This window comes from Formivibrio sp. oc-25 (assembly GCF_055810895.1).
Genome location: NZ_JBVVOL010000002.1, coordinates 29,167 through 51,386 on the forward strand (window position 1 = coordinate 29,167; position 22,220 = coordinate 51,386).

Annotated in this window: 19 protein-coding genes and 2 riboswitches; of the genes, 6 read left to right on the forward strand and 13 right to left on the reverse strand. The window is 59.3% G+C overall.

Features of this window, described 5'->3' with window-relative positions:
- Window positions 1-20: 20 nt before the first annotated feature.
- Entirely contained in the window at window positions 21-1,193 is a 1,173-nt protein-coding gene (locus AC0KVQ_RS01570; RefSeq protein ID WP_473419348.1) for a radical SAM protein, read from the reverse strand.
- A gap of 125 nt (window positions 1,194-1,318) precedes the next feature.
- Between AC0KVQ_RS01570 and recD the strand changes: the two genes are divergently transcribed.
- The 5 genes from recD (at window position 1,319) to AC0KVQ_RS01595 (ending at window position 7,352) form a co-directional block, all read left to right on the forward strand.
- A complete protein-coding gene (recD, locus tag AC0KVQ_RS01575; RefSeq protein WP_473419349.1) occupies window positions 1,319-3,268 on the forward strand; it encodes an exodeoxyribonuclease V subunit alpha in 1,950 nt (649 codons plus the stop codon).
- Between the two features lie 343 nt (window positions 3,269-3,611).
- On the forward strand, window positions 3,612-4,586 hold the full coding sequence (locus AC0KVQ_RS01580) for a TRAP transporter substrate-binding protein (RefSeq protein ID WP_473419350.1): 975 nt from the start codon (window positions 3,612-3,614) through the stop codon (window positions 4,584-4,586).
- A gap of 89 nt (window positions 4,587-4,675) precedes the next feature.
- The gene (locus tag AC0KVQ_RS01585) at window positions 4,676-5,962 is read left to right on the forward strand and encodes a TRAP transporter large permease (RefSeq protein WP_473419351.1); all 1,287 of its coding nucleotides are present in this window, start codon (window positions 4,676-4,678) and stop codon (window positions 5,960-5,962) included.
- A gap of 26 nt (window positions 5,963-5,988) precedes the next feature.
- Window positions 5,989-6,528 (forward strand): TRAP transporter small permease, encoded by a 540-nt coding sequence (locus tag AC0KVQ_RS01590; RefSeq protein WP_473419352.1) that lies wholly within the window; start codon window positions 5,989-5,991, stop codon window positions 6,526-6,528.
- Between the two features lie 92 nt (window positions 6,529-6,620).
- Window positions 6,621-7,352 (forward strand): pseudouridine synthase, encoded by a 732-nt coding sequence (locus AC0KVQ_RS01595; protein WP_473419354.1) that lies wholly within the window; start codon window positions 6,621-6,623, stop codon window positions 7,350-7,352.
- A gap of 66 nt (window positions 7,353-7,418) precedes the next feature.
- Here AC0KVQ_RS01595 and AC0KVQ_RS01600 read toward each other — a convergent pair whose 3' ends face one another.
- The 11 genes from AC0KVQ_RS01600 to AC0KVQ_RS01650 form a co-directional block, all read right to left on the reverse strand.
- A complete protein-coding gene (locus AC0KVQ_RS01600) occupies window positions 7,419-9,017 on the reverse strand; it encodes a methyl-accepting chemotaxis protein (RefSeq protein ID WP_473419355.1) in 1,599 nt (532 codons plus the stop codon).
- Between the two features lie 129 nt (window positions 9,018-9,146).
- The gene (locus tag AC0KVQ_RS01605) at window positions 9,147-10,883 is read right to left on the reverse strand and encodes a PglL family O-oligosaccharyltransferase (RefSeq protein WP_473419356.1); all 1,737 of its coding nucleotides are present in this window, start codon (window positions 10,881-10,883) and stop codon (window positions 9,147-9,149) included.
- Between the two features lie 24 nt (window positions 10,884-10,907).
- A complete protein-coding gene (gene tatC, locus AC0KVQ_RS01610; RefSeq protein ID WP_473419357.1) occupies window positions 10,908-11,636 on the reverse strand; it encodes a twin-arginine translocase subunit TatC in 729 nt (242 codons plus the stop codon).
- Window positions 11,636-12,238, reverse strand: coding sequence for a Sec-independent protein translocase protein TatB (gene tatB / locus AC0KVQ_RS01615; protein WP_473419358.1), 603 nt, complete (start codon window positions 12,236-12,238; stop codon window positions 11,636-11,638). The genes tatC and tatB overlap by 1 nt, the downstream gene beginning before the upstream one ends.
- 10 nt (window positions 12,239-12,248) lie before the next feature.
- A complete protein-coding gene (gene tatA / locus AC0KVQ_RS01620) occupies window positions 12,249-12,458 on the reverse strand; it encodes a Sec-independent protein translocase subunit TatA (RefSeq protein WP_473419359.1) in 210 nt (69 codons plus the stop codon).
- A 105-nt stretch (window positions 12,459-12,563) separates the two neighbouring features.
- Window positions 12,564-12,887 (reverse strand): histidine triad nucleotide-binding protein, encoded by a 324-nt coding sequence (locus tag AC0KVQ_RS01625; RefSeq protein WP_473419360.1) that lies wholly within the window; start codon window positions 12,885-12,887, stop codon window positions 12,564-12,566.
- 8 nt (window positions 12,888-12,895) lie between these two features.
- Window positions 12,896-13,222, reverse strand: coding sequence for a phosphoribosyl-ATP diphosphatase (locus AC0KVQ_RS01630; RefSeq protein WP_473419361.1), 327 nt, complete (start codon window positions 13,220-13,222; stop codon window positions 12,896-12,898).
- Window positions 13,223-13,383: 161 nt separating this feature from the next.
- Window positions 13,384-16,218, reverse strand: coding sequence for an aminomethyl-transferring glycine dehydrogenase (gcvP, locus tag AC0KVQ_RS01635; protein ID WP_473419362.1), 2,835 nt, complete (start codon window positions 16,216-16,218; stop codon window positions 13,384-13,386).
- A gap of 668 nt (window positions 16,219-16,886) precedes the next feature.
- Window positions 16,887-17,252 carry a glycine cleavage system protein GcvH gene (gene gcvH, locus AC0KVQ_RS01640; protein WP_473419363.1) on the reverse strand — a complete coding sequence of 122 codons (366 nt, stop codon included), beginning with the start codon at window positions 17,250-17,252 and terminating at the stop codon, window positions 16,887-16,889.
- A 35-nt stretch (window positions 17,253-17,287) separates the two neighbouring features.
- On the reverse strand, window positions 17,288-18,412 hold the full coding sequence (gene gcvT / locus AC0KVQ_RS01645; protein WP_473419364.1) for a glycine cleavage system aminomethyltransferase GcvT: 1,125 nt from the start codon (window positions 18,410-18,412) through the stop codon (window positions 17,288-17,290).
- A gap of 56 nt (window positions 18,413-18,468) precedes the next feature.
- Window positions 18,469-18,578, reverse strand: a riboswitch (glycine riboswitch).
- A gap of 12 nt (window positions 18,579-18,590) precedes the next feature.
- Window positions 18,591-18,674: riboswitch (glycine riboswitch) on the reverse strand.
- 57 nt (window positions 18,675-18,731) lie between these two features.
- Window positions 18,732-20,003, reverse strand: coding sequence for an MFS transporter (locus AC0KVQ_RS01650; protein ID WP_473419365.1), 1,272 nt, complete (start codon window positions 20,001-20,003; stop codon window positions 18,732-18,734).
- Between the two features lie 112 nt (window positions 20,004-20,115).
- Here AC0KVQ_RS01650 and AC0KVQ_RS01655 point away from each other — a divergent pair, with 112 nt between their 5' ends.
- Window positions 20,116-21,024, forward strand: a complete 909-nt coding sequence (locus AC0KVQ_RS01655; RefSeq protein ID WP_473419366.1) for a LysR substrate-binding domain-containing protein — start codon at window positions 20,116-20,118, stop codon at window positions 21,022-21,024.
- Window positions 21,025-21,031: 7 nt separating this feature from the next.
- On the opposite strand, the gene AC0KVQ_RS01660 is transcribed toward AC0KVQ_RS01655, so the two are convergent.
- Window positions 21,032-22,210: a class I SAM-dependent methyltransferase gene (locus AC0KVQ_RS01660; protein WP_473419367.1), complete on the reverse strand. Its 1,179-nt coding sequence runs from the start codon at window positions 22,208-22,210 to the stop codon at window positions 21,032-21,034.
- Window positions 22,211-22,220: the final 10 nt, after the last annotated feature.

Sequence of the window (22,220 nt, forward strand, 5' to 3'; positions counted from 1 at the left end):
GGTGCACCGGCCCAATGTGTTCAGGGCATGATCTCTACATACTGGTAGATCGGGCAGTCATCGATTTCCTGACGTACGGCCGGGCTGGCGTTGGCATACCACTGCTGCGGATCATGCCGGTCGATCTCTTCGCCCAGAAAGCGCACCAGATCGCAAATCGGTTCGACCACGTTCACGCGGTAATCGTGGTCGCCGTGGATGTAGCCGCGATAGAGGTTTTTCATGCAGTTGTAGCGACAGAAGCCAAATGCACTGCAGTCGTGGCAAGGCATGTCAGCACGCGGCTGCAGCGGGCTCTGGTTGAGCCAGTTGCCGCGCAGATCACCCTGCTGCAGTTCCGGCGCCCATGCCATGTCCGGGCAGGGAAAGATGCGGCCATCCGGCAACACGTTGATGATGTGGGTGGATACGCGGCACTGGCTGTAGCAGCCATGCTCGCGCTCGAGAATATCGGGCCGAACCTTGTTGCGCACGATGCCCATCAGTGGAATCACCGGATAGAGCGTGTCGCTGCTGGCGAAGAATCGCGCCACGAGCTGGCGCAGCACGGCTTTTTTCTTTTCCATGCCGTCGGCATCATAGCCGCCCTCGGCCTGCATGAACTGCCAGTACAGGTAATCGAAATGCTCGAGCAGGCTGTCGATTTCCGCGAACGTCGTATCCGGGCTACTCCAGGTCATGCGTGCCGTGGTGCTGCCGCCGAGCATGCCGCGCACCTTGCCAAGATTTTTCACCACCTGTTTGTAAACGCCACGGCCCCGGAAATGGTCGGTGATGTGCTCGCCGCCATCGACCGAGATCAATACGTTGGATAGCTTGCCGAGCACGGATTCCGGCAAGTTGTCGATCAGTGTGCCGTTGGTCTGCAGCTGAAAGCGGAATTGTGGATGGCGCTGCATGACTTCCTGCATGAACGCGCGATTCATCACTGGTTCGCCGCCATAGAAAGTGACATACACTTCATAGCCGGTAAGATGCGTGGCAATAAAGCGATCAAGATCTTCAGGGGAATATTGGACATGCCCCTGTGAGTGCAACACGTCACCCACGGCGGCCGAGCAATACGTGCATTTCAGATTGCAATTGAGCGTGGTGAAAAGCTGCAATTCCACTCGCTGATGGCCGGGAATCATCGGGGCAAACGGTTTGGCTGAATGAGCGGGGCGGTGCAGGGTGACAACTTGATCCATCATGATGCGGTACGTAAACCTCTGTGGCGGTGTATGAATGAACAAAATCCCCATCGCTGGAATGGGAAAGCGCGGATTATAAAGTGAGTGGGGCGGATGGTCTGCCTTGCCGTTGCGTTGATGACTCCATGAAATTTTCTCCTGCCCATGCCGCCACGCCGGATCTGTTCTGCGGCCAGGCTGCCGAATCCTTGCTTGATCGCCTGAATGCCTGGTGTGAAGCCGGCTGGCTGCGCCGGCTCGATCTGGCCTTTGCGCGTTTTATCGCGCGTCTTGATCCGAGCTGTGCGCCAGAAGTCATCCTGGCGGCGGCCTTGCTTGCCCATATGGAAGGGCGTGGCCACAGCTGTCTGGTTCTGACGGATTTGCTGGCCGAGCCCAGGCAGACGCTTGGGTGGGCGGATGATGCGATCCATGCGTTGACTGCCGAGCTGCGTGAGCTGCCTCGGCAGTGGCTGCCGGCGTTGCAGGCCAGCAGCGTGGTTGGCATCGAAGGTCAACCCCTGGTGCTCGATGGTTCGCGTTTGTACCTGCACCGCTACTGGCGTTATGAATGCCGGGTGGCAGAACGGATTCAGGTGCGCGCTCATTATCAGGCTGTGCCCGATCAAGCTGCACTGGCCCGCCACTTGGCAGCGCTTTTCCCGGTCAGTGCTGCCGGGCCCGATTGGCAGAAAATTGCCTGCGCGCTGGCGCTGCGCGGGAATTTTGCCGTGATTACCGGTGGACCCGGTACCGGGAAAACCTACACTGTGGCACGCCTCCTGGCTTTGCTGCTGGCTACCGCCCCCCAGCCCGAGTCCTTGCGTGTCGCGCTGGCCGCGCCGACCGGCAAGGCAGCAACGCGGCTCAAGCAGTCCATTGATCGCTCCCTGCAAGAACTCGATTTGCCCGGACTGCCGCTGGATGCCTTCATTGCACGAACCGGTTCGGCACGCACACTGCACGCGCTCTTGGGTGCGCGCCCGGACACCCGCCGTTTGCGTCACGATGAAGCCAATCCGCTGGAAGTGGATGTACTGATCGTCGACGAGGCATCGATGATCCATCTGGAGATGATGGATGGCCTCTTGGCGGCGCTCCCCCCCACTGCGCGTTTGATCCTGCTTGGCGACAAAGATCAGCTTGCTTCGGTCGAGGCGGGCGCGGTGCTGGGTGACGTGTGCCGCGAAGCGGACGCGGGCCACTATACCGCAGCCACACGCGATTACGTTGCGGCCGTTACCGGCGAATCATTGCCTGCCCAGTATCTGGATGCTGCCGGTGCTGCGTTGGCACAGCAAACGGTGATGTTGCGCCAGAGCCGGCGTTTTGGCGGCCTGATCGGCCAACTGGCCCTGGCCGTGAACAAAGGAGATAGCGCAGCAGCGCGGGCTTGCCTGCAGGCCCCGGGGGAAGAGTTGTGCTGGATGGTGCCGGAGCGACCCGCTGCGTTGATCGGACTGATACTGGATGGGCGCACCGGGGCGCCGGGCGGTTATCGTTCTTATCTCGAACTGGTGCGGCGTGGGCCGCAACAGGATCATGCGGTCTGGGTGAGGCAGGTACTGCAGACGTTTGAGCGTTTCCGCCTGCTCTGTGCCTTGCGCGATAGCGAGTGGGGCGTGGCAGGGCTCAATCAGCTGATTGAGGCCACTCTGCAGGAGGCGCACCTCATCAACAAGCGCGGGGAGTGGTATGTCGGCCGGCCAGTGATGATCACGCGCAACGATTATGCTGCCGGAGTATTCAATGGCGATGTCGGCATTGCCTTGCCGGCGGCGCAGCACGATGCCCCGATGCGGGTGTTTTTTCTCGATGGCGAAGAAATCCGTTCGGTGCTGGTCAGTCGTCTGGCCGACGTGGAAACCGCCTATGCCATGACTGTGCACAAATCACAGGGGTCCGAGTTCAACCATACCGTTCTGGTACTGCCGCCGGAAATCAACCAGGTACTGACGCGGGAGCTGGTGTACACAGGCATCACGCGCGCGCGCGCCCGCTTTACGCTGGTGAGCAGCCGGCCTGCCGTGCTGGATGCGGCCATTGGCCAGCAAACCCTTCGTGCCAGTGGTTTGGCTGACCGACTCGGAATGTAATCAGCCCATCTGTGACAACACACTTGTTTTTGTCAAAAGACACAAGTTTTCCTCACAAAGCCGCCATCACCCTCTTATTTTTAATTCTGAAAATTTCAGGTAATTTTCAAGAATGCTAAGGTCAGGCCTGCAAACCGGCTGTCGCGGATATGCAGCATTTCATGACTTTTTTCAAACTGTTTTCTGGTAAGGCCAGCTTACCTATTGCGAAGCGGATAAAAACACCGTATATCTTCGCGTAGGAAAGCAAGGCTGGGCTACAACAGTCGTTTCCTGACTCAATCCAAACGGCAGTCACGCTTGTCCGGCATGGGTCGGGCATGTGGAAATCAGGAGGAATTTCATGAAAAAAATCGTCATGATGCTGGCAATGGCTGGCATCTCCCAATTATCACTTGCAGCGGTGGAACTCAAGCTGGGGCACTTTGCGCCGGATGGCCATCCGTGCGATGTCGCGGCCAAGCAGCTCAAGGCCAACGTGGAAAAGCGCACCAATGGCGAAGTCAAGATCAACGTCTTTGGCAACAATACGCTGGGTAACCCGCCGGAAGTGCTGGAGCAGGTGATCATGGGTGCGGTGGACATGAGTCTGTCAGGCCAGGACCAGATCGCCAAGCATCTGCCATTCTTCGATGTGATCAGCACCCCGTTCGCCTTCAAGGATTACGCCACCGCAGACAAGATCATCGATGGTGATTTCAAGAAATGGGCAGATCCGGAGTTGGCCAAGAAGAATCTGGTCCACCTGTCCGATTGGGAATGGGGCTTCCGCCAGCTGACCAATTCCAAGAAGCCGGTCATGTCTCCTGCCGACATGAAAGGGATGAAGATCCGCACGCCTCCTTCATTTGCTTATCAGGCATTTGTGGAAGCCGCTGGTGGCAATGCGCAGACCATCGCGTTTTCCGAGCTGGTAATGGCCATGAAACAGGGCGTGGTCGATGGCCAGGAAAATCCGATCGGCACGATCTTCAACCTGAAGCTGTATGAAAACCAGAAATACATGTCGATCCTGAACTACACCTACAGCTCGATGGTGCATCTGGTCAACAAGAAGAGCTGGGACAAGCTGAATCCTGCCCAGCAAAAGATTCTGGATGAAGAATCTGCTGCGGCTGCCAAATTGGCCCGCAAGCTGCTGCGTGACGATGAGGCCAAGCAGTTAAAGGAAATGGAAGGCAAGGGCCTGGTGGTGGCCCGTCCGGATCTCGGTCCGTGGAAGGCAGCAATGGGCCCGGCCTGGGACAAGGTCAAGGCACGTGTCGGCGCCGACAACTTCAAGAAGTTCATGGATATCGTGGAAAAGAACAGCAAATAAGCGAGTCCTTGCTGTGCATGGCGGGGCACTCGCAGGAGTGCCCCGTTAGTTTGATGTGACAGACCTTTCCCGCTACAGGAAGCTTCAAGATGTTGACCCTTTCCATTTTTGCAGTGCTTTTGCTGCTGCTGGTGATCGATGTGCCGATCGCCGTGGCCATTGGCCTGACTGCCATCGGATTTTTTGTCGGCATGGGCCAAAGCGATTTTCTGGCCATGCTGCCGCAGCGCATGTATTCCGGTACCACCGGGTTTACCCTGCTGGCCATTCCATTCTTCATCCTGGCCGGCAATCTGATGAATACCGGCGGCACCACGCAGCGCATCTTCCGCTTTGCCCGTGCGCTGGTCGGCCATTTCAACGGCGGCCTCGGCCAGGTCAGCGTGATTTCCTCGATGATCTTTTCCGGCATGTCCGGTTCGGCTGTGGCTGATGCGGCGGGCCTGGGCCAGATCCAGCATCGCGCCATGGTCGACGCGGGCTACAAGCCCACCATTTCTGCTGCCATTGTTGCAGGCGCATCCACCATCGGGCCGGTGATTCCGCCCTCAATCCCGTTCGTGCTGTACGGGGCGATTACCTCGGTTTCGGTCAGTCGCCTGTTTCTGGCAGGTGCCATTCCCGGTGCGGCAATGGGATTGGCGATGATGATCGCGATATGGCTGATGGCCAAGCCACGTGGCTTGCCCAGAGACCCACAGGCCAATCTGCGTGAAATCGCAGTCAGTTTCAAGGAAGCGTTCTGGCCACTGATGGCCCCGGTCATCATCATCGGCGGGATCACCACCGGCTTTTTCACGCCGACCGAGGCTTCGGTGGTTGCGACCCTGTATGCGCTGGTTCTGGGGTTTGTTTACAAGGATCTCAAGATCAGCCAGTTGCCGGATATCCTGTTTGTTTCGCTCAAGCAGACCTGTGGCCTGATGTTCATCATCGCCACGGCCAATTTCTTTGGCTGGTTTGTGATCTTCGAGCGTATTCCAGATGCGCTGATTACCCAGTTGACCGCGCTGGGCGCTACCACTGCCGGTTTCCTGTGGATTGTGATAGCCATCATTTTGGTGCTGGGCTGTTTCCTTGATGGCAACGCCATTTTCCTGATTACCCTGCCCATCTTCATGAAAATTTGCCCGATGTTCAATGTGGACATGGTGAATTTTGGCGTGGTGATGACGCTGCTGATCATGATCGGCAACCTGACCCCGCCAGTCGGAATGTGCCTGTTCGCGGTGGAGAGCTTTGCCAGGGTAGGTATCTGGAAGCTGGCGGCGGAATGCTTGCCCTATCTGCTGTCGATTCTGGCGGTAACCATCCTGTGCGCCTTTGTTCCGGAAATTGCGCTGTGGTTGCCCAACTATGTGATGGGCGCAGCCTGAGCCGGTAACGATCTGGGAGTATTGCCATGAAACATACGATTTTCTATACGCTGAATCATATTGATCGCGTCCTCACGCAGGTTTTGAAATGGGTCTGTATCGGCCTGTTCAGCGCGATCACCGTGATCCTGACACTCAATATCTTTGTCCGCTTCGTGCCGGTCATGTCGATGCACTGGTTCGACGAGATTCTGGAATTGCTCTATGGCGCGCTGATTTTCTATGGTGCAGCCGCTGTCTGGGTCACGCATAGCCATTTCAGCGTGGGCGACTGGCTGTCCAAGCATCTGCATTCTGTACGTGCTCGCTTTGTCTACCGGCTGATCGTTGAGCTGATGTCGCTGGTCTTCATCGCCATCTTCTTCAAATATGCCTATGAGCTGACCATGCAGACCGAGGAGCAGACCACGGCTTTTGCCATGTCCAAAAAATGGTTGTATGCCTGCATGCCGATTTCCGGCGGCATCATGGTGCTCTATAGCCTGAAGAACATGTATATCGAGCTCTACAAGATCATCAGGCCGGAAGCGAATATCGATGATGGTCGTGAAGATCTTAACCACTGATTCGATCTCTCCTCCGGATCAGTTTGTCACCGCCCGGCCATCCGGGCGGTTTTTTCTTGCCCAAGCCGTCACTTCCTGCTGAAATGCCGCCCATGGAACCAATCAGACTTTCAAAACGCATGGCCGAACTCGGGCTATGCTCGCGCCGCGAGGCGGACGAATACATTGCCAAGGGCTGGGTCAAGGTCGACGGCCAGGTGGTGGATGTGCTGGGCAGCAAGGTGTTGCCGGATCAGACCATTACGCTGGAACCTTCGGCCAAGGCCGCGCAGGCAGATCGCGTAACCGTGTTGATCAACAAGCCGGTGGGCTATGTCTCGGGCCAGGCCGAAGATGGCTATCAGCCGGCGGTGGTGTTGTTCAAACCGGAAAACCAGTGGGAGGGTGATGACAGCGGTATCCGCTTCGCCCCGGCGCATTTGCGCGGTCTGGCACCGGCCGGCCGGCTGGATATCGATTCGGTAGGCCTGTTGGTCCTGACCCAGGACGGGCGAATCGCCAAGCAACTGATCGGCGAGGATTCGCAGGTTGAGAAGGAATACCTGGTGCGCGTAGCGGGCAAGCTGTCAGAGGATGGCCTGCGCAAGCTCAATCATGGCCTGTCGCTCGACGGTGAAAAGCTCAAGCCGGCACGGGTGTGGTGGCAGAACGAAGACCAGCTGCGTTTTATCCTCAAGGAAGGCAAGAAGCGCCAGATCCGCCGCATGTGCGAACAGGTGGGGCTGCGGGTTGTGGGCCTCAAGCGCATCCGCATCGGCAAAATGATGCTGGGCAATCTGCCGACCGGCAAATGGCGCTATTTGAAGCCGGGCGAGAAATTCTAAGTTAGTGGCTACCAAAAACAAACGGGCCGATAGCGGCCCGTTTGTCTTGTGTGCCAGTGCGCTGAATCAGCGAGGTTTGATCTGGAATACGCTGACCGCAGCATCGATGTGCTTGACCGAGCTGCGCAGCGATTGCATCGCATTTTTCAGATGCTGGACATGCTGTTCGTTTTCTTCGGACAGTTGCGAAATCACTTCCATGTTGCGGGCGACTTCCTGGCCAGCAATATTCTGTTGTTCCGATGCGCTGGCGATATGGCCGGCCATGGCCACGGTCTGCAGGCTGGCTTCTGCCACCAGACCGAGGCCATCCACGCTGTCGCGCATTTTTGCGGAACTCATTTCAACCGCCGCTGCGGCCTGGTCCATGGCGTTGACGACTTCACCGGCCAGTTGCTGCACTCCCGATACCATCTGGTTGATTTCCTGCGTGCTGCCGGCAGTACGCTCGGCCAACTTGCGCACTTCGTCGGCTACCACGGCAAAGCCGCGCCCGCTTTCACCTGCACGTGCCGCCTCAATTGCAGCATTGAGCGCAAGCAGGTTGGTCTGGTCGGCGATTTCCTTGATGACCTGAGTGATATCGCCAATCTTGCGGACTGCCTGATCAAGCTCGCTGATCGTGGCGTGCGACTGCGTAACGGCGGTGACCACGGTTTCGGCGGCGGTCATGCCATCCTGAACGATCTTCTGGCTGGCGGCGACACGCGTTTCCGATTTGGATGCAGCCTGTGACGTTTCCGCTGCGCTGTTGGCGACTTCTGCAACCGACTGGCAGAACTCCTCGGTCGCCGCTGCAACCGAGGCAATGCGATCGTGCTGGGTATGAATGTGGCCGGTGATGGTGCCCGATTGCTGATTGGCATTCTCGACCGATGACAGCGAATCGCGGATCGCTTCCCGAATGTGATCAATGCTGACCAGCCAGCGGGTTTGCATGTTAAGCATCGCATTGGCCAGTTTGCCGATTTCATCCTGGCGCCGGATCGGGTAACGGGTGGCCAGGTCGCCTTCGATGAATTTCCCCACGTTGCGACCGATCTGTTCCAGCGGCCGGAAAATCCGCCAATTGAGCATGATGATCGGCGGAATGGCGAGCGCAACCGACAGCAGGCCGGCGGCATGATCCACCCAGCTGGGGACATCCAGCAGTACGATCGCCTTGCTGGTCAGCAAGGTGGCAATCGATAAACCGAGCAAGCCGTTCATCATCAGTTTCAGGGAAACCGGTTTGCGCTTGACCGTCGGGAACTTGGTCTTGTCTCGTAATGTTGCATACAGCGCTTCGGCCTCGGCGATCTGTTGCCGGCTCGGCGCGCGTCGTACCGACATATAGCCGGTAATTTCGCCATTCTTGAGAATCGGCACGATCTGCGCATCGACCCAGTAATGGTCGCCATTCTTGGCCCGGTTCTTCACGGTGCCGCGCCAGGGCATGCCGGCTTTCAGGCTACCCCACATGTCGCCAAAGGCAGCTGCAGGCATGTCCGGATGACGAACCATGTTGTGGCTTTGCCCCATCAACTCCTCGCGTGTGAAGCCGCTGATGACAACGAACGCTTCGTTGGCGTCGGTGATGGTGCCTTTGAGATTGGTTTGCGAAACGAGATAGGTGTCAGCGGGAACAGGGATCTCGCGCTGAGTGACGGGGAGGTTGATTTTCATGGCCAGCCTTGGCGTAAGCAGTCGACGTAAGGAAATGCGCCTGCTGTTTATAACAAAAACAGGATGCGTTTACATTAACAACTCATGCCGCTGTGTAAAAAAACCACATATTCAGCAGTGCAATAAAACTTACTTTGGATTCAATGCACTAAAGAAAGACTTCGCTTCGTCAACATCCTGGCGCAGTGCACCAACTTGGGGCTGGTTAAAGCGGCCGAGCGTGTCGTAGAAATAATCAAAACTTTCCGGATAAGCATACGCGGCCTGCCGCATCAGTTCGTGCGCGCGTGGCAGGTTGTTGCTCAAGGCTTCCATTACGGCCTGATCCGTCATCTGGCCGGGATAGGGGCGCAAGCTGTTGAGCTTGCGCAGGATACCAAGCTTCCAGACCATGTCCTTATCGCTGGCAACGATATAGTTCGACAGTGCATAGTCGCCATAGAAATCCAGCAGCGGATGCCGGCGCAGTTGCTCCAGTACGCGCATGTTGGTGGCATTGGTTTTCTCGTTGTCTGCCGGATCAAGAATCGGGTAGATTTTCAGGTACAGCATGGCGCCGATCGCGGCCGCAGTCAGCAAGGCCCCGCCGCTGACGGCGTAGCCAAAGCGCTCGATTTTTTCCTGAACCGGCAAAGCGATGCTGTCATCCCGCAGGAATGCCAGCATCAGCACAAACGGGCCGAACAGGTGGTAGTACCAGAGGGGATACTCAACCAGGCTGTGCAGGATGGAAACGGTGACCATGGCCGCAGCCAGCAGTACGGCAGGATCACGCCAGTTGCGCAGCAGCGCCAGATAAATCCCGCCGATACCTGCCACGACGAAGCCCGTTCCCAGGATGCCGGTTTCCGCCATCAGGTTCAGCAGCGAATTGTGTGAATGTGTGAACAGCACGCTTTCCTGTACCCGGGCAAATTCCGGCAATACATGCAAGGCCACGCTATGCACGCCAAATGCGCCCCAGCCGGCGCCCAGCAGGGGGTAATCCTTGAAGATCATCCAGGCCTTGGTCCACTCTACCAATCGGCGCGAACCATTGGATGCCAGGCGGTCGACCCCGGTGGGCGCTTCGTTGCGAGCTTTGAGCAGTGCCTGGATGCCGTCATTGATCAAGGGGGCGACAAATTGCATGCCCAGGATCAGCAGCGCGGCTGCGGCCAGCAGCCAGCCAAAACGTCGGGTATCGTCCCTTCCGCGCCAGATGACAAAGGCCGCCGCCGGCAGCCAGGCGAGCGCATACAGGAAAACCGAACGCGAACTCGACCAGGCCATGGACAGCGTCAACCAGCAGGCGATCAGCCAGAATGCCCATTGCGGCAGCTTGCGCTGGCTGGCGAGCCAGACGGCGGCTGCCAGCCCCCAGGCCAGATAATGGCCGTACATGTTCTTCTGACCGATGTTGCCGTAAATCAGGCGCCAGCCGCTCTGGAAGAGTTCAATCAGTTGCGTGGCACCCACTCCGCTATTGAAGAGCGCGCCGGCCAGCAAGCCCCAGGCAAATGCCTGCATCAGGGGTTGCGTGCCCAGATGGGCTTTGGCGCGCAGCAGCGCCGAGACGGAAATTGCCGCACAAACCAGATAGAGAACAGGAATCGTGCGCTCGCTCAGATACGGGGTAGCCACCAGCCAGGTTTGCAGGGCAACCACTGCTGCCAATCCAAGCCAGGGCAGGCTGGCCACAGGCAGGCGGACACGGCTGTCAGCGCGTGCCGGCATGAACATTCCGCCCAGAATCAGCAGGATTGAGCCGATGAATGCCGCCAGCTCGGACGGGAAAACCGGATTGGGCTGATAACGGAACGGGATGGCACAAGGTACTGCGGCGAGCAGGAACAGAACAGTCTGGAAGTAGTAGCGCTGGAACATGGATATGGGCAGGGGGCAGTCAGATTATTTGGCAGGAACCGGCGGCGTCCAGCGTGCGGCGATCAGGCCCACTTCATACAGCAGCCACAGCGGAATCGCGAGCAGCAATTGCGATACCACATCGGGCGGCGTAACGACTGCCGCAATCACAAAGGCCGCGACAATAATGTACGAACGGATGCTGATCAGTTTTTCCAGGCTGACAATACCCATGCGCACCAGCAGCACGACCGCGACGGGTGTCTCGAACGTCACACCGAAAGAGACAAACATGCCCAGGGCAAAATCCAGGTATTCGCCCGAATCCGGCAGCCATTGCATCGAGGCTGGTACGACCTTGGCCATGAAGCTGAACACAATGCCGAAGACGAAGTAGTAGGCGAACGCCATGCCGATAAAAAACAGCAGCGTGGAACTGGCAATCAGCGGCATTACCAGGCGCTTTTCATGGGTATACAAACCGGGCGCAACAAAGGCCCAGATCTGATACAGCGTATGTGGCAGGGTGAGCAGAAAACCGGCCAACGCCGCGATTTTCATCTGCAGGAAGAATGGCGAAACCACGCCGATCGTGATCAGCTTGCCGCCTGGCACCACGCTGGCGAGCGGTGCCACCAGAAAGTTGTACAAGTGGGTGGAAAAGAAAAAACACGCACCAAAACCCAGTGCGAAAACGATCATGCAACGCATGAGGCGAGTTCTGAGTTCCAACAGGTGCACCAGCAGTGGCTGGAAAGAATCATGCATGCTCATCAGCGTCGGTCACCCCAATCGGTGGGTTCGGGAGCTGCAGGGGGGGCATTGAACAGGTCGGCCTGCGGTTCGGGCTTTTTGCGCTTGCGCGGCTTTTTGGGCGCGGGCTCTGCGGCGCTGGCAGTCTCTTCTGCTACCACGGCTTCTGTTGCGGTTGGCGCAACAGGCTCGCTAACTTCGGGCGTGGCTTGTGCCGGTTTGCGGCGCCGACGCGGTTTGGCCGGTTCCGCCTCTGCCGGCAGAGCCGGTGTTGCCGCCTCAGTGGGTGCCGGCGTCGCCGGGGTGGTCGGCAGTGCGGTCGGTGTGGCGGGGGGCAGGATGCGGTTGTCCGGCTCGGAAAGCGCACTGCTGACTTGCGCGGCAGATTCCGCCATTTCGTCCTGAAAATTGCTGGCTTCTTCTGCGATTTTTTTCTGCAGCTCGGCGATTTCACTGTTTTGCAGTTCGCGTTCCAGGTCGGCGCGAAAACCGGCGGCCATGCGCTGGGCACGACCAAACAGCATGCCGGCCGTGCGTGCGACCTTGGGCAGCTTTTCCGGCCCGATCACGACCAGGGCGACGGTACCGATGAGAGCCAGTTCACCGAAACTGATATCGAACATGGTTCAGTGATCAGCGACGGTCGCGATTGGCAGCATCGATCGGCGGATTGACTTCTTTTTCCGGCAGTTGCTTGGGTTCTTCTTCACCCTTCACGCCTTCCTTGAAGCCGCGCACAGCCGAGCCCAGATCCTTGCCGACATTACCCAGTTTCTTGGTGCCGAAAATCAGGACGACAACAGCCAGAACGATCAACCAGTGCCAAATGCTCAAAGAACCCATGATGATGTCTCCTCAGATAATGACTTGTCTTGCTGGCGGGCCGCACACGATAGGTGTATCACAACCCCGACCATACCCGTTTGATGGGTATCCGTTGCATTAGTTTTATTGCGGACTGCCCAAAACATGCACATGCAGGTGGAAAACTTCCTGTCCGCCGGCTTTGCCTGTGTGGATGGCCGTTTTGAAACCGGCCGACAGCCCCTGCTCGCGCGCCAGTTGCGGCGCCAGTAGCAGGATCTTGCCCAGCAGTGCCTGATCGGCAGCCTCTGCTGCAAACAGTGAATCGATATGCTTTTTCGGCACGATCATGAAATGAACCGGTGCCTTGGGGTGGATGTCATGAAAGGCAATGACATCATCATCTTCATACAGCTTGCTGGCGGGAATTTCCCCGGCGGCGATCTTGCAGAAAATACAGTTGCCCATGCTGATCCTCAATCCTGTTTTCTGGCTGCTTTTTCAGCGATGCCGGACATGCCTTCACGTCGTGCCAGTTCGTTAAGCACTTCCTGGTAGGACAAGCCTTCGTTGGCCAGCAATACCAGAGTATGAAACCAGAGATCGGCTACTTCGTACACCAGATGATCCTTGTCGCCATCCTTGGCTGCCATCACGGTTTCAATGGCTTCCTCGCCGACTTTTTTCAGGATGGCGTCCTGGCCTTTGTGAAACAGTTTGGCGACATAGGACGATGCCGGGTCGGCGGTGCGACGCGATTCGATGGTGGCAGTGAGGCGATCCAGGATTTCGGTGCTGTTCATGGTGAAGGCATTTGCAAATACGAGGGCTGATTATAGGGCGTAAGCAGGAAAGGCGCATGGCAGTTTGTCATGCGGTGAAAGAAGTGTTGGTTTTTGCCTCACCGTAGAAATGGACATGCCCCGGCGTGAGCACGGGGCATGGAAATCAACTGCGATGATGATCAGTTGAGCGGCACACAACTGCAGAACAGATTGCGGTCGCCATAGACATTGTCGGCACGGCCGACCGGCACCCAGTACTTGTTGCTGCGCAGTGATTTCACCGGCCAGGCGGCAAGTTCGCGGCTGTAGGTGTGCGTCCAGTGGTCTGCCGTGACGACTTCGGCGGTATGCGGCGCGAACTTCAGCGGGTTGTCCTCGCGATCCATACGGCCTTCTTCCACAGCACGGATTTCCTCGCGGATCGCGATCATCGCTTCGATGAAGCGATCGAGCTCGGCCAGCGGTTCGGATTCAGTCGGCTCGACCATCAGCGTGCCGGGCACCGGGAACGACATGGTCGGCGCATGGAAGCCATAGTCGATCAGGCGCTTGGCCACGTCGTCGACCGTGATGCCACTGGTTTCCTTGAGCGGGCGCAGGTCAAGGATGCACTCGTGTGCCACCAGCCCGTTCGGGCCGGTGTAGAGCACCGGGTAATGCTCTCCCAGCCGCCTGGCGATGTAGTTGGCGGCAAGGATGGCCGATTCGGTCGCGGCGGTCAGCCCTTTTGCGCCCATCATCGCGATATACATCCACGAGATCGGCAGGATGCTGGCCGAACCGAACGGGGCAGCCGAGATGGCGCCGATCGCCTGCTCGCGTCCCGGCAGGAAAGGCACCAGATGCGCGGCCACGGCCACCGGGCCGACACCCGGGCCGCCGCCACCATGCGGAATGCAGAAGGTCTTGTGCAGGTTCAGGTGCGAGACATCGCCGCCGAACTGGCCCGGCGCGGCCAGCCCCACCAGCGCGTTCATGTTCGCGCCATCCACATAGACCTGCCCGCCATGGGCATGCACGATCTCGCAGATCTCGCGCACACGGGCTTCGAACACGCCGTGCGTGGACGGGTAGGTGATCATGATCGCGGCGAGATTGGCGCTGTGCTGTTCGGCCTTGGCTTTCAGGTCATCGATATCCACATTGCCCTCTGCATCGCAGGCCACCACCACCACCTGCATGCCGGCCATGTGCGCCGAGGCCGGGTTGGTGCCATGCGCGGAACTCGGGATCAGGCAGATGTTGCGGTGTTCTTCACCACGACTGGCGTGGTAGGCATGGATGATGAGGAGGCCGGCATATTCGCCTTGCGAGCCCGCGTTCGGTTGCAGCGAAACACCGGCATAGCCGGTGGCTGCGCACAGCATGGCTTCGAGCTGGCCGATCATCTCCAGATAGCCGGCGGCCTGTTCCTGCGGCGCGAACGGATGGATATGCGCGAATTCCGGCCAGGTTACCGGAATCATCTCGCTGGTGGCGTTGAGCTTCATCGTGCACGAACCCAGCGGAATCATGGCCCGATCCAGCGCGATATCCTTGTCTGACAGACTGCGGATATAGCGCAACATGCCGGTTTCGGTGTGGTGGGTATTGAACACCGGATGGGACAGGAATGCCGATGTCCGGCGCAGGTTGGCCGGAATGGTCTCGGTCTGCGCCAGTGCGGTCAGACTGGGCAGCGTCTGGCCGGGCTTGGCGAACAATGTCCAGAGCTTTTCCACGTCTTCGGTTGAGCTGGTTTCATCGAGAGAAATGCCGATATGTGCGGCATCGACCTGGCGCAGGTTAATGCCGGCCGCCATCGCTGCAGCGTGGATGCGGGCGGTTTCGTTGCCGCTGCTGATCGTGACCGTATCGAAGAACACCCGGTTTTCGATGCCGAAACCCATCTGTTTCAAGCCGGCGGCGAGAATGGCTGCGAGCTTGTGCGTGCGGGTGGCAATGGTCGTCAGTCCTTGCGGGCCGTGATAGACCGCATACATCGAGGCCATTACCGCCAGCAGCACCTGTGCGGTGCAGATATTGGAGGTCGCCTTTTCGCGACGGATATGCTGTTCGCGCGTCTGCAGTGCCAGCCGGTAAGCCGGCTTGCCCTGGGCATCGACCGTGACGCCGACCAGCCGACCCGGCATGTTGCGCTTGATGGCATCCTTCGTTGCCATGTAACCGGCATGCGGGCCGCCAAAACCCATCGGTACGCCAAAGCGCTGGGCAGAGCCGACCACCACATCCGCGCCCCATTCGCCCGGAGGAACCAGTAGCGTCAGCGCCAGCAGATCCGCTGCCACGATCACCATGCCGCCGCGTGCCTTGTAGCTGGCCACCCACTCGCGCCAGTCGCGCACCTCGCCATTGACCCCCGGATATTGCAGCACCACGGCAAACGAATCGTTTTCCAGTGCTTCGTGGCCGCTGCAGGTCCGCACCTCGATACCGAGCGGCAGGGCGCGGGTTTCGATCACGGCACGGGTCTGCGGCAGGACATCATCGGCCACGTAAATCACGTTCGATTGCGATTTGCCGGCACGCTGCGCGAGCGTCATCGCTTCGGCTGCAGCAGTGGCCTCGTCAAGCATCGAGGCGTTGGCGATATCCATGCCGGTGAGATCGGTGATCATGGTCTGGAAATTCAGCAGGGCTTCCAGCCGGCCCTGCGAGATTTCCGGCTGGTACGGGGTATAGGCAGTGTACCAGGCCGGGTTTTCCAGGATGTTGCGCAGGATCACGCCCGGCGTGTGGGTGCCGTAATAGCCCTGGCCGATGAAGGATTTGAATACCTTGTTGCGTGCGGCAATCGACTTGAGTTCGGCCAGCGCTTCGCCTTCGGGCTTGGGTGCGGGCAGTGGCATGGTGTCGTTGCGGCGAATCACTGCCGGGATGACCGCATCGATCAGTGCCTGGCGACTGGGGTAGCCCAGCGTGGCGAGCATGTGTTGCTGGTCGGCGGCATCGGTGCCGATGTGGCGGCTGATGAAGTCATCGCGTTGTTCAAGTTCGGCAAGGGGGCGATGCATGGTGTTTCTCTCTTGTTTGTTGTGTGGCCAAAGCGTTGTTGCTTGGGGTTTATGCGCCTGCGGCGCGATGGTTTTTATGATTGCCGGGAATTCACCACCCGGCATCCAATGGATATCTGGGTTGGCCGGGAGTTCGTCCCGGCAGCCGAGTTTCTTTTCTTGCTTCGCCAAGAAAAGAAACCAAAAGAAGGCGACCACGCTGCCACGCCCTTCGGGTTCCCTGTGCTTCTCAAAGATCGTGGCGGCTGCGGCGATGATTGGCAAAGCCAATCAAGTCCCTTTTCGGGAAATTCGCCCTGCGGGCTCAAACAGTCCTCGCCGAATTCCCACGATCTTCTGCGATGCTCGGCTGTGTAGGTTGGGCTAAGCCATGCGAAGCCCAACGATCTCAAAACCTGTTGGGCTTCATTTCATTCTGCCCAACCTACACCGCTGCAATCCATTAGAACCACTCTTACCCCCTTCAAGGCCGCCGAGTGCGCGGAGGGAGACTCAGGCTCCCGACCAAACGAGGGCAGCGCGGAGCGCCGGCCACCCGGGGGCTGCTTTCTTTGGATACTTTCTTTGCAGAAGCAAAGAAAGTATCACGCCAAGCCGGGCGGGACCGGCGCCTAAATACGCGCCTAAGGCGCTGCCCTGTTGTCCACCAGTCAGGGCAGGCCAGACCATCACTCGCCCAGCATCGCCTTGTAGGCCGCCTCGTCCAGCAGGCCATCGGCATCGGCCAGATTGTCCGGCTTCACCTTGATGAACCAGCCAGCGCCTTCGGCATCCTGGTTTACAGTTTCCGGTGTATCTGCCAGCGCCTCGTTCACGGCCAGGATGGTGCCGGCGATCGGCATCTTTACATCACCGGCTGCCTTCACCGATTCGATCACGCAAGCCGGTTCGTCCTTGGCAAAGTGCTTGCCCACGGCCGGCAGTTCGACAAAGACCAGATCGCCGAGCGCATCCTGTGCGTGGTGGGTAATGCCGATGGTGACGGAACCGTCGGCTTCGGCGCGCAGCCATTCGTGGTCGGGGGTGTATTTCATGGGTTTTCCTTTGTCGATGTGGGTAGATAGGGGGATCAAATGCCCCGGTAATAACGCTGCGGCACAAACGGCATTTTGCAGACTTGCATGCGTACGGGTTTGCCGCGCACCATGGCCAGCACTTCCGCGCCGACTGCAGTGTATTCAAGTGGCAGGTAAGCCATGGCTACCACGCCGTTGCGGCTGGGGGCAAAGCCACCGCTGGTGACCTTGCCGATGACTTCGCCGGCCAGGTTGGTAATCTCGCTGCCCTCGCGTACCGGCGTGCGCTCCAGTCCGACCAGGCCAACACGCTTGCGTGCCACGCCCTGTACGATCTCGGCCAGGATGCGGTCCTCGCCGGGGAAGCCGCCTTCGCGCGCACCGCCGACACGACGTGTTTTGCTGATGGCCCACAGCAGGCCGCCTTCGACCGGGCTGGTGCCGGTATCGATATCGTGGCCATACAGGCACAGGCCAGCCTCCAGGCGCAGTGAATCGCGTGCGCCCAGGCCAATCGGGGCAACTTCCGGTCCAGCCAGCAGGGCGCGGGCAAGCTGTTCGGCGTGGCTGTCCGGAATCGAGATTTCAAAGCCGTCCTCACCGGTGTAGCCGGAGCGCGTGACCAGGCATTCCACCCCGACCAGCAGCAGGGTGCGTGCGGTCATGAAATGCCAGTTGGCGAAATCGGTTTCGGGTGAGAGCCGTTCCAGCACGCTGGCTGCGGCCGGGCCTTGCAGCGCGAGCAGCGATTGTTGCGGCAGAACTTCGATATGACAGGCGCCACCGATGTGTTTTTGCAGGTGGGCGACATCCTGCTCCTTGCAGGCAGCATTGATCACCACGAACAGATGGTCACCGGCATTGGTGATCATCAGATCATCCAGAATGCCGCCGATGGTGTTGGTGAAGAAGGCGTAACGCTGCTGCCCTACCGGCAGGTCGACCACATCGACTGGCACCAGCGATTCAAGCGCCGCTGCCGCACCGGGGCCCCACAGGCGCAACTGGCCCATGTGCGAGACATCGAACAGGCCGGCCTTTTCTCGCGTGTGCAGATGTTCTTTCAGCACGCCAAGCGGGTACTGGATCGGCATGTCATAACCGGCGAAAGGGGCCATGCGGGCGCCAAGCTCGGTGTGCAGGGCGTGCAACGCGGTGTGAAGCAGGGGTTCGGTCATGTTTCGATCCTCGAAAACAAAAAAGGACAGCCGGCAGATAATGATGATTATCTGCCAACCGTCCCTCTGTCCTCTTTACCTGAGAGTTTCCGGCGGTCGGTAACGACGCAGTGCCGGGTGCCCCTTCGGTGGGCAGCGCTGGCTGCCTCTCTCCAGATCGGTCATGCCCTTGGCGGGCGAGGTATTTCCGGTTCTTTTGCCTGAGCGATTATGGGAGTTACGCCTTCGGCGGCGGCCAGCCGCTCTCTCCCGGAAAACCTGTTGAATGCCGCGCATCATACCCTGACAGTCCTTGGGCCGCCATCAGGGAGATGCGCAATCAGGGCTGCACGCGCGGTGGCAGCTTGCGCAATTTCATGGCAACAGCAAAAGCTATCAGCAGCAACGCGCCCAGTACCGCGACGATGCCGTTCCAGCGGTCCAGATTCCACATGAAGCCGGTGAGCGTGCCCAGACAGCTCGAACCCAGATAGTAGATGCTCAGGTACAGCGCCGTTGCCAGTGCCTTGTTCTGCAGGGCGCGAAATCCCAGCCAGCTGCTGGCCACTGAATGTCCGCCAAAGAAGCCGAACGAAAAGATGGCTGTGCCAAGATAGATCAGGGCAATCGGGCTGGCCAGCGTCAGCAGGAGGCCCGCCAGCATGCTCAGCACCATGATCCACAACACATTGCGCCGCCCCAGCCGGTCGGCCAGCGTACCGGCCCAGCCGGCAGCGAAGATGCCGGCGGCATTGAGCGAATAGATCAGGCTGATCTGGCTCTGGCTGTAGCCGTAGGGTGCCGCAGCCAGCCGAAAGGCCAGATAGTTGAACAGGCTCACGAAGCAGCCCATCAGGATAAAGCCGGTCAGAAACAGCCAGGGCAGGCCGGCGTCGGAAAAATGCCGGCGAGCCGCGGCCACCGTGCGCTTGAACGTGACGCTGGTTGCCCGGAAATGCTTCGATGCGGGCAGGCTGCGCCAGAATTCCAGCGCGCTCAGCAGCGCCATGCTGCCCAGTACCAGCGTGGCGGCGCGCCAGGAAACATGATCGGACAAAATGGCCATGGCAAAGCGCCCGAACATGCCGCCCAACGCATTGCCGGCGATATACAGACCAATGGTGCGGCCAAGCACGTCCGGATCGATTTCTTCACTCAGGTAGGCCATGGCCACCGCAGGCAGGCCAGCCAGTGCCACGCCGAGCAAGGCGCGCAGGATGACGAGCTGATGGAAACTCTGCACCACTGTACACAGCAGTGTCAGCAGGGCGGCCAGCAGCAGCGAGGCATTCATCACCGGCTTGCGCCCGTAACGGTTGGCCAAGAGGCTCGCGGGAATCAATGCGAGTGCCATCGCGCCGGTGGCGGCGGAAATCACGCCGCTGGTGGCTGCCGGACTGACATGGAAATCCTGCGCGAAAACCGGCATCAGCGGCTGCATGCCGTAGAGCAGGGCGAAGGTGGCGAAGCCGCCGAGTGTCATCGCGCGGGTGGTGTTGCGGTATTCGAGCGTGCCCTGGCGGATGCGCAACTGGGCAAGTGGGCTGGGCGTTTGCGGGGTATCTAGCGCTGCGGAGTTTCCCGCCAACGGGGCGGCTGGAGCGGAGGACATGATCAGGTGTCTTTCTGGCATCACTGCCGTATGAACATGTGCGCATGCTCTGCTTCCACAATAATACTGTCCAATATATATTTATTGATTAATTGATATGTTGGAGATATAAGTGGAGCTGCGACATCTACGTTATTTCATTGCAGTGGCCGAGGAACTGCACTTCACGCGTGCGGCCGAACGCCTGCACATCGGCCAGCCGCCGCTGAGCCAGCAAATCCAGGCGCTGGAAGAAGAACTGGGCGTACAGCTGTTCGAGCGCAATCGCCGGCGCGTCGAGCTGACTGAAGCCGGCAAGCATCTGCTGGCCGGTGCGCGGCGCGTGTTTGCCGAAACCGAGCGCGCCGTGACGGAAGCACAGCGCGCTGCGCGCGGCGAGATCGGCGAGTTGCGCGTGGGCTACAGCGCATCGTTGCCGTTCACCAGCATGCTGCCCAAGGTGCTGCATGATTACCGCGAAACACATCCTCACATCGAGCTCAAACTCAGCAGCCTGTTTTCGGTCGAGCAATACGATGCCTTGCTCGCCAACCGGCTCGATATCGGTCTGTTGCGTTATTCCGGGCGCAACGTGCCCGATGGCATCGAACTCTACGAAATCAGCCGTGATGACCTGCGCGTGGTGATCAATGCCAATCACCCGCTGGCCAAACAGGAATCCCTCGCGTTGCTGGATCTGAAGGATGAAGGATTCATCACCTATCCGCACGATGTGGGCGGGCGCTTCAACGAGCACGAGCGCCAGCTCTGCCTGGCTGCGGGTTTCGAGCCGCGCGTGGTGCAGGAAGCGCGCGAGGCAACCACGCAGATCGGGCTGGTGGCGGCTGGATTGGGGATTGCCTTGTTGCCGGCACCGCTGGCGTGCGTGAAGATCGATGGTGTGCGTTATCTGCCGCTGCGCGATCCCGGTGCCCATGTTCTGCTGGCAGCAGCCACGCGCACCGGGCAGCATTCGCGTCAGGTGCAGGATTTTCTGGATGTGTTGGCCAGCATGTCCGGGTCACAGGCCAAACCGCTTTGAAACCTGTTCAAAGCTTGGGCGAATCGTCGCCGGCCTGGAATCCGGTCAGCAGTCCGGAGGGTACGAACCCTTTCGAAAAGGCGATGACCTTGAACAGCTCGCCCATTTCGGCCGGGTTGATCAGCTTTTGCGCGGCGGCGGTCGCCGCCAGATAGGGTTTCAGGTCGTCCATGTCCAGTTGGTTCAACGCTTCCAGCAGACCGGCATTGACCAGATAGGCGCCTTGCGTGAGGTAGCCTTCCAGCGCCAGACCGGCATCGGCACCGGCACGCCAGATCGCCGAAAAATCCACGTGCGTGGTGATGTCGCACAGGCCTGGCAGCCAGAAAGGATCGGTATGGCTGTGATGCCGGTAGTGGCACATCAACGTACCCATGTGGCGCTGCGGATGGTAATACTCGTCCGCGGCAAAGCCGTAATCGAGCATCAGGATCACACCAGCCTCCAGGCAGGCAGCCAGGCTTTTGATGAAGCCCTGCGCCTCCATCTGGATCTCGGTCAGGTAATCGCCGGCCACCGGCAGCACCATGGCCTGCATCATGAGCGTCATGTCCCGGATCGGCTGATCCCGCCAGACGAATCCATCCTGCCAAGCTACACCGCGCTCTTCCCAGCCCTTGTCGCCGTAATGCACCAGCGCACAGGGCATGGCATCAAGCACTTCATTGCCGATAATTACACCGCGAAATCCGGCAGGCAGCGTGTCCAGCCATGTTACCCGGCTGGCAAGATGCGGTACTTCCTGCTGCAGCCGTTCGCGCTGGCGCAGTTGCAGCTCGCCCGATAATTCCAGGATGCAGTATTGCAGCGGCAAGGTGCCACGCGCTTCCAGCGAGCGCAGGATCTGCACCGCCAACTGGCCCGTGCCGGCGCCCACTTCCAGCACTTGCCCGGTGCCAGCCAGTTCCGGTGCGTTGAGCACGTCGGCAATCGTTGCGGCCAGACAGGTGCCGAATTGCGGGCTGATTTCCGGTGCCGTGACAAAATCCCCGGCCTGGCCGAACTTGGTGGCGCCGCCACTGTAATAACCGAGCCCCGGTGTATACAGCGCCAGGCGCATGTAATCGGAAAAAGGCAGCCAGCCACCGGCTTTTTCGATGGCTTGCCTTATGTGCTGTTGCAGGGCCTCACTGGCCGAGCGTGCATCGGATGGCGGCAAAGGCAGGCGGGTGGTAGGGCTGGACATGAGGCGTTGT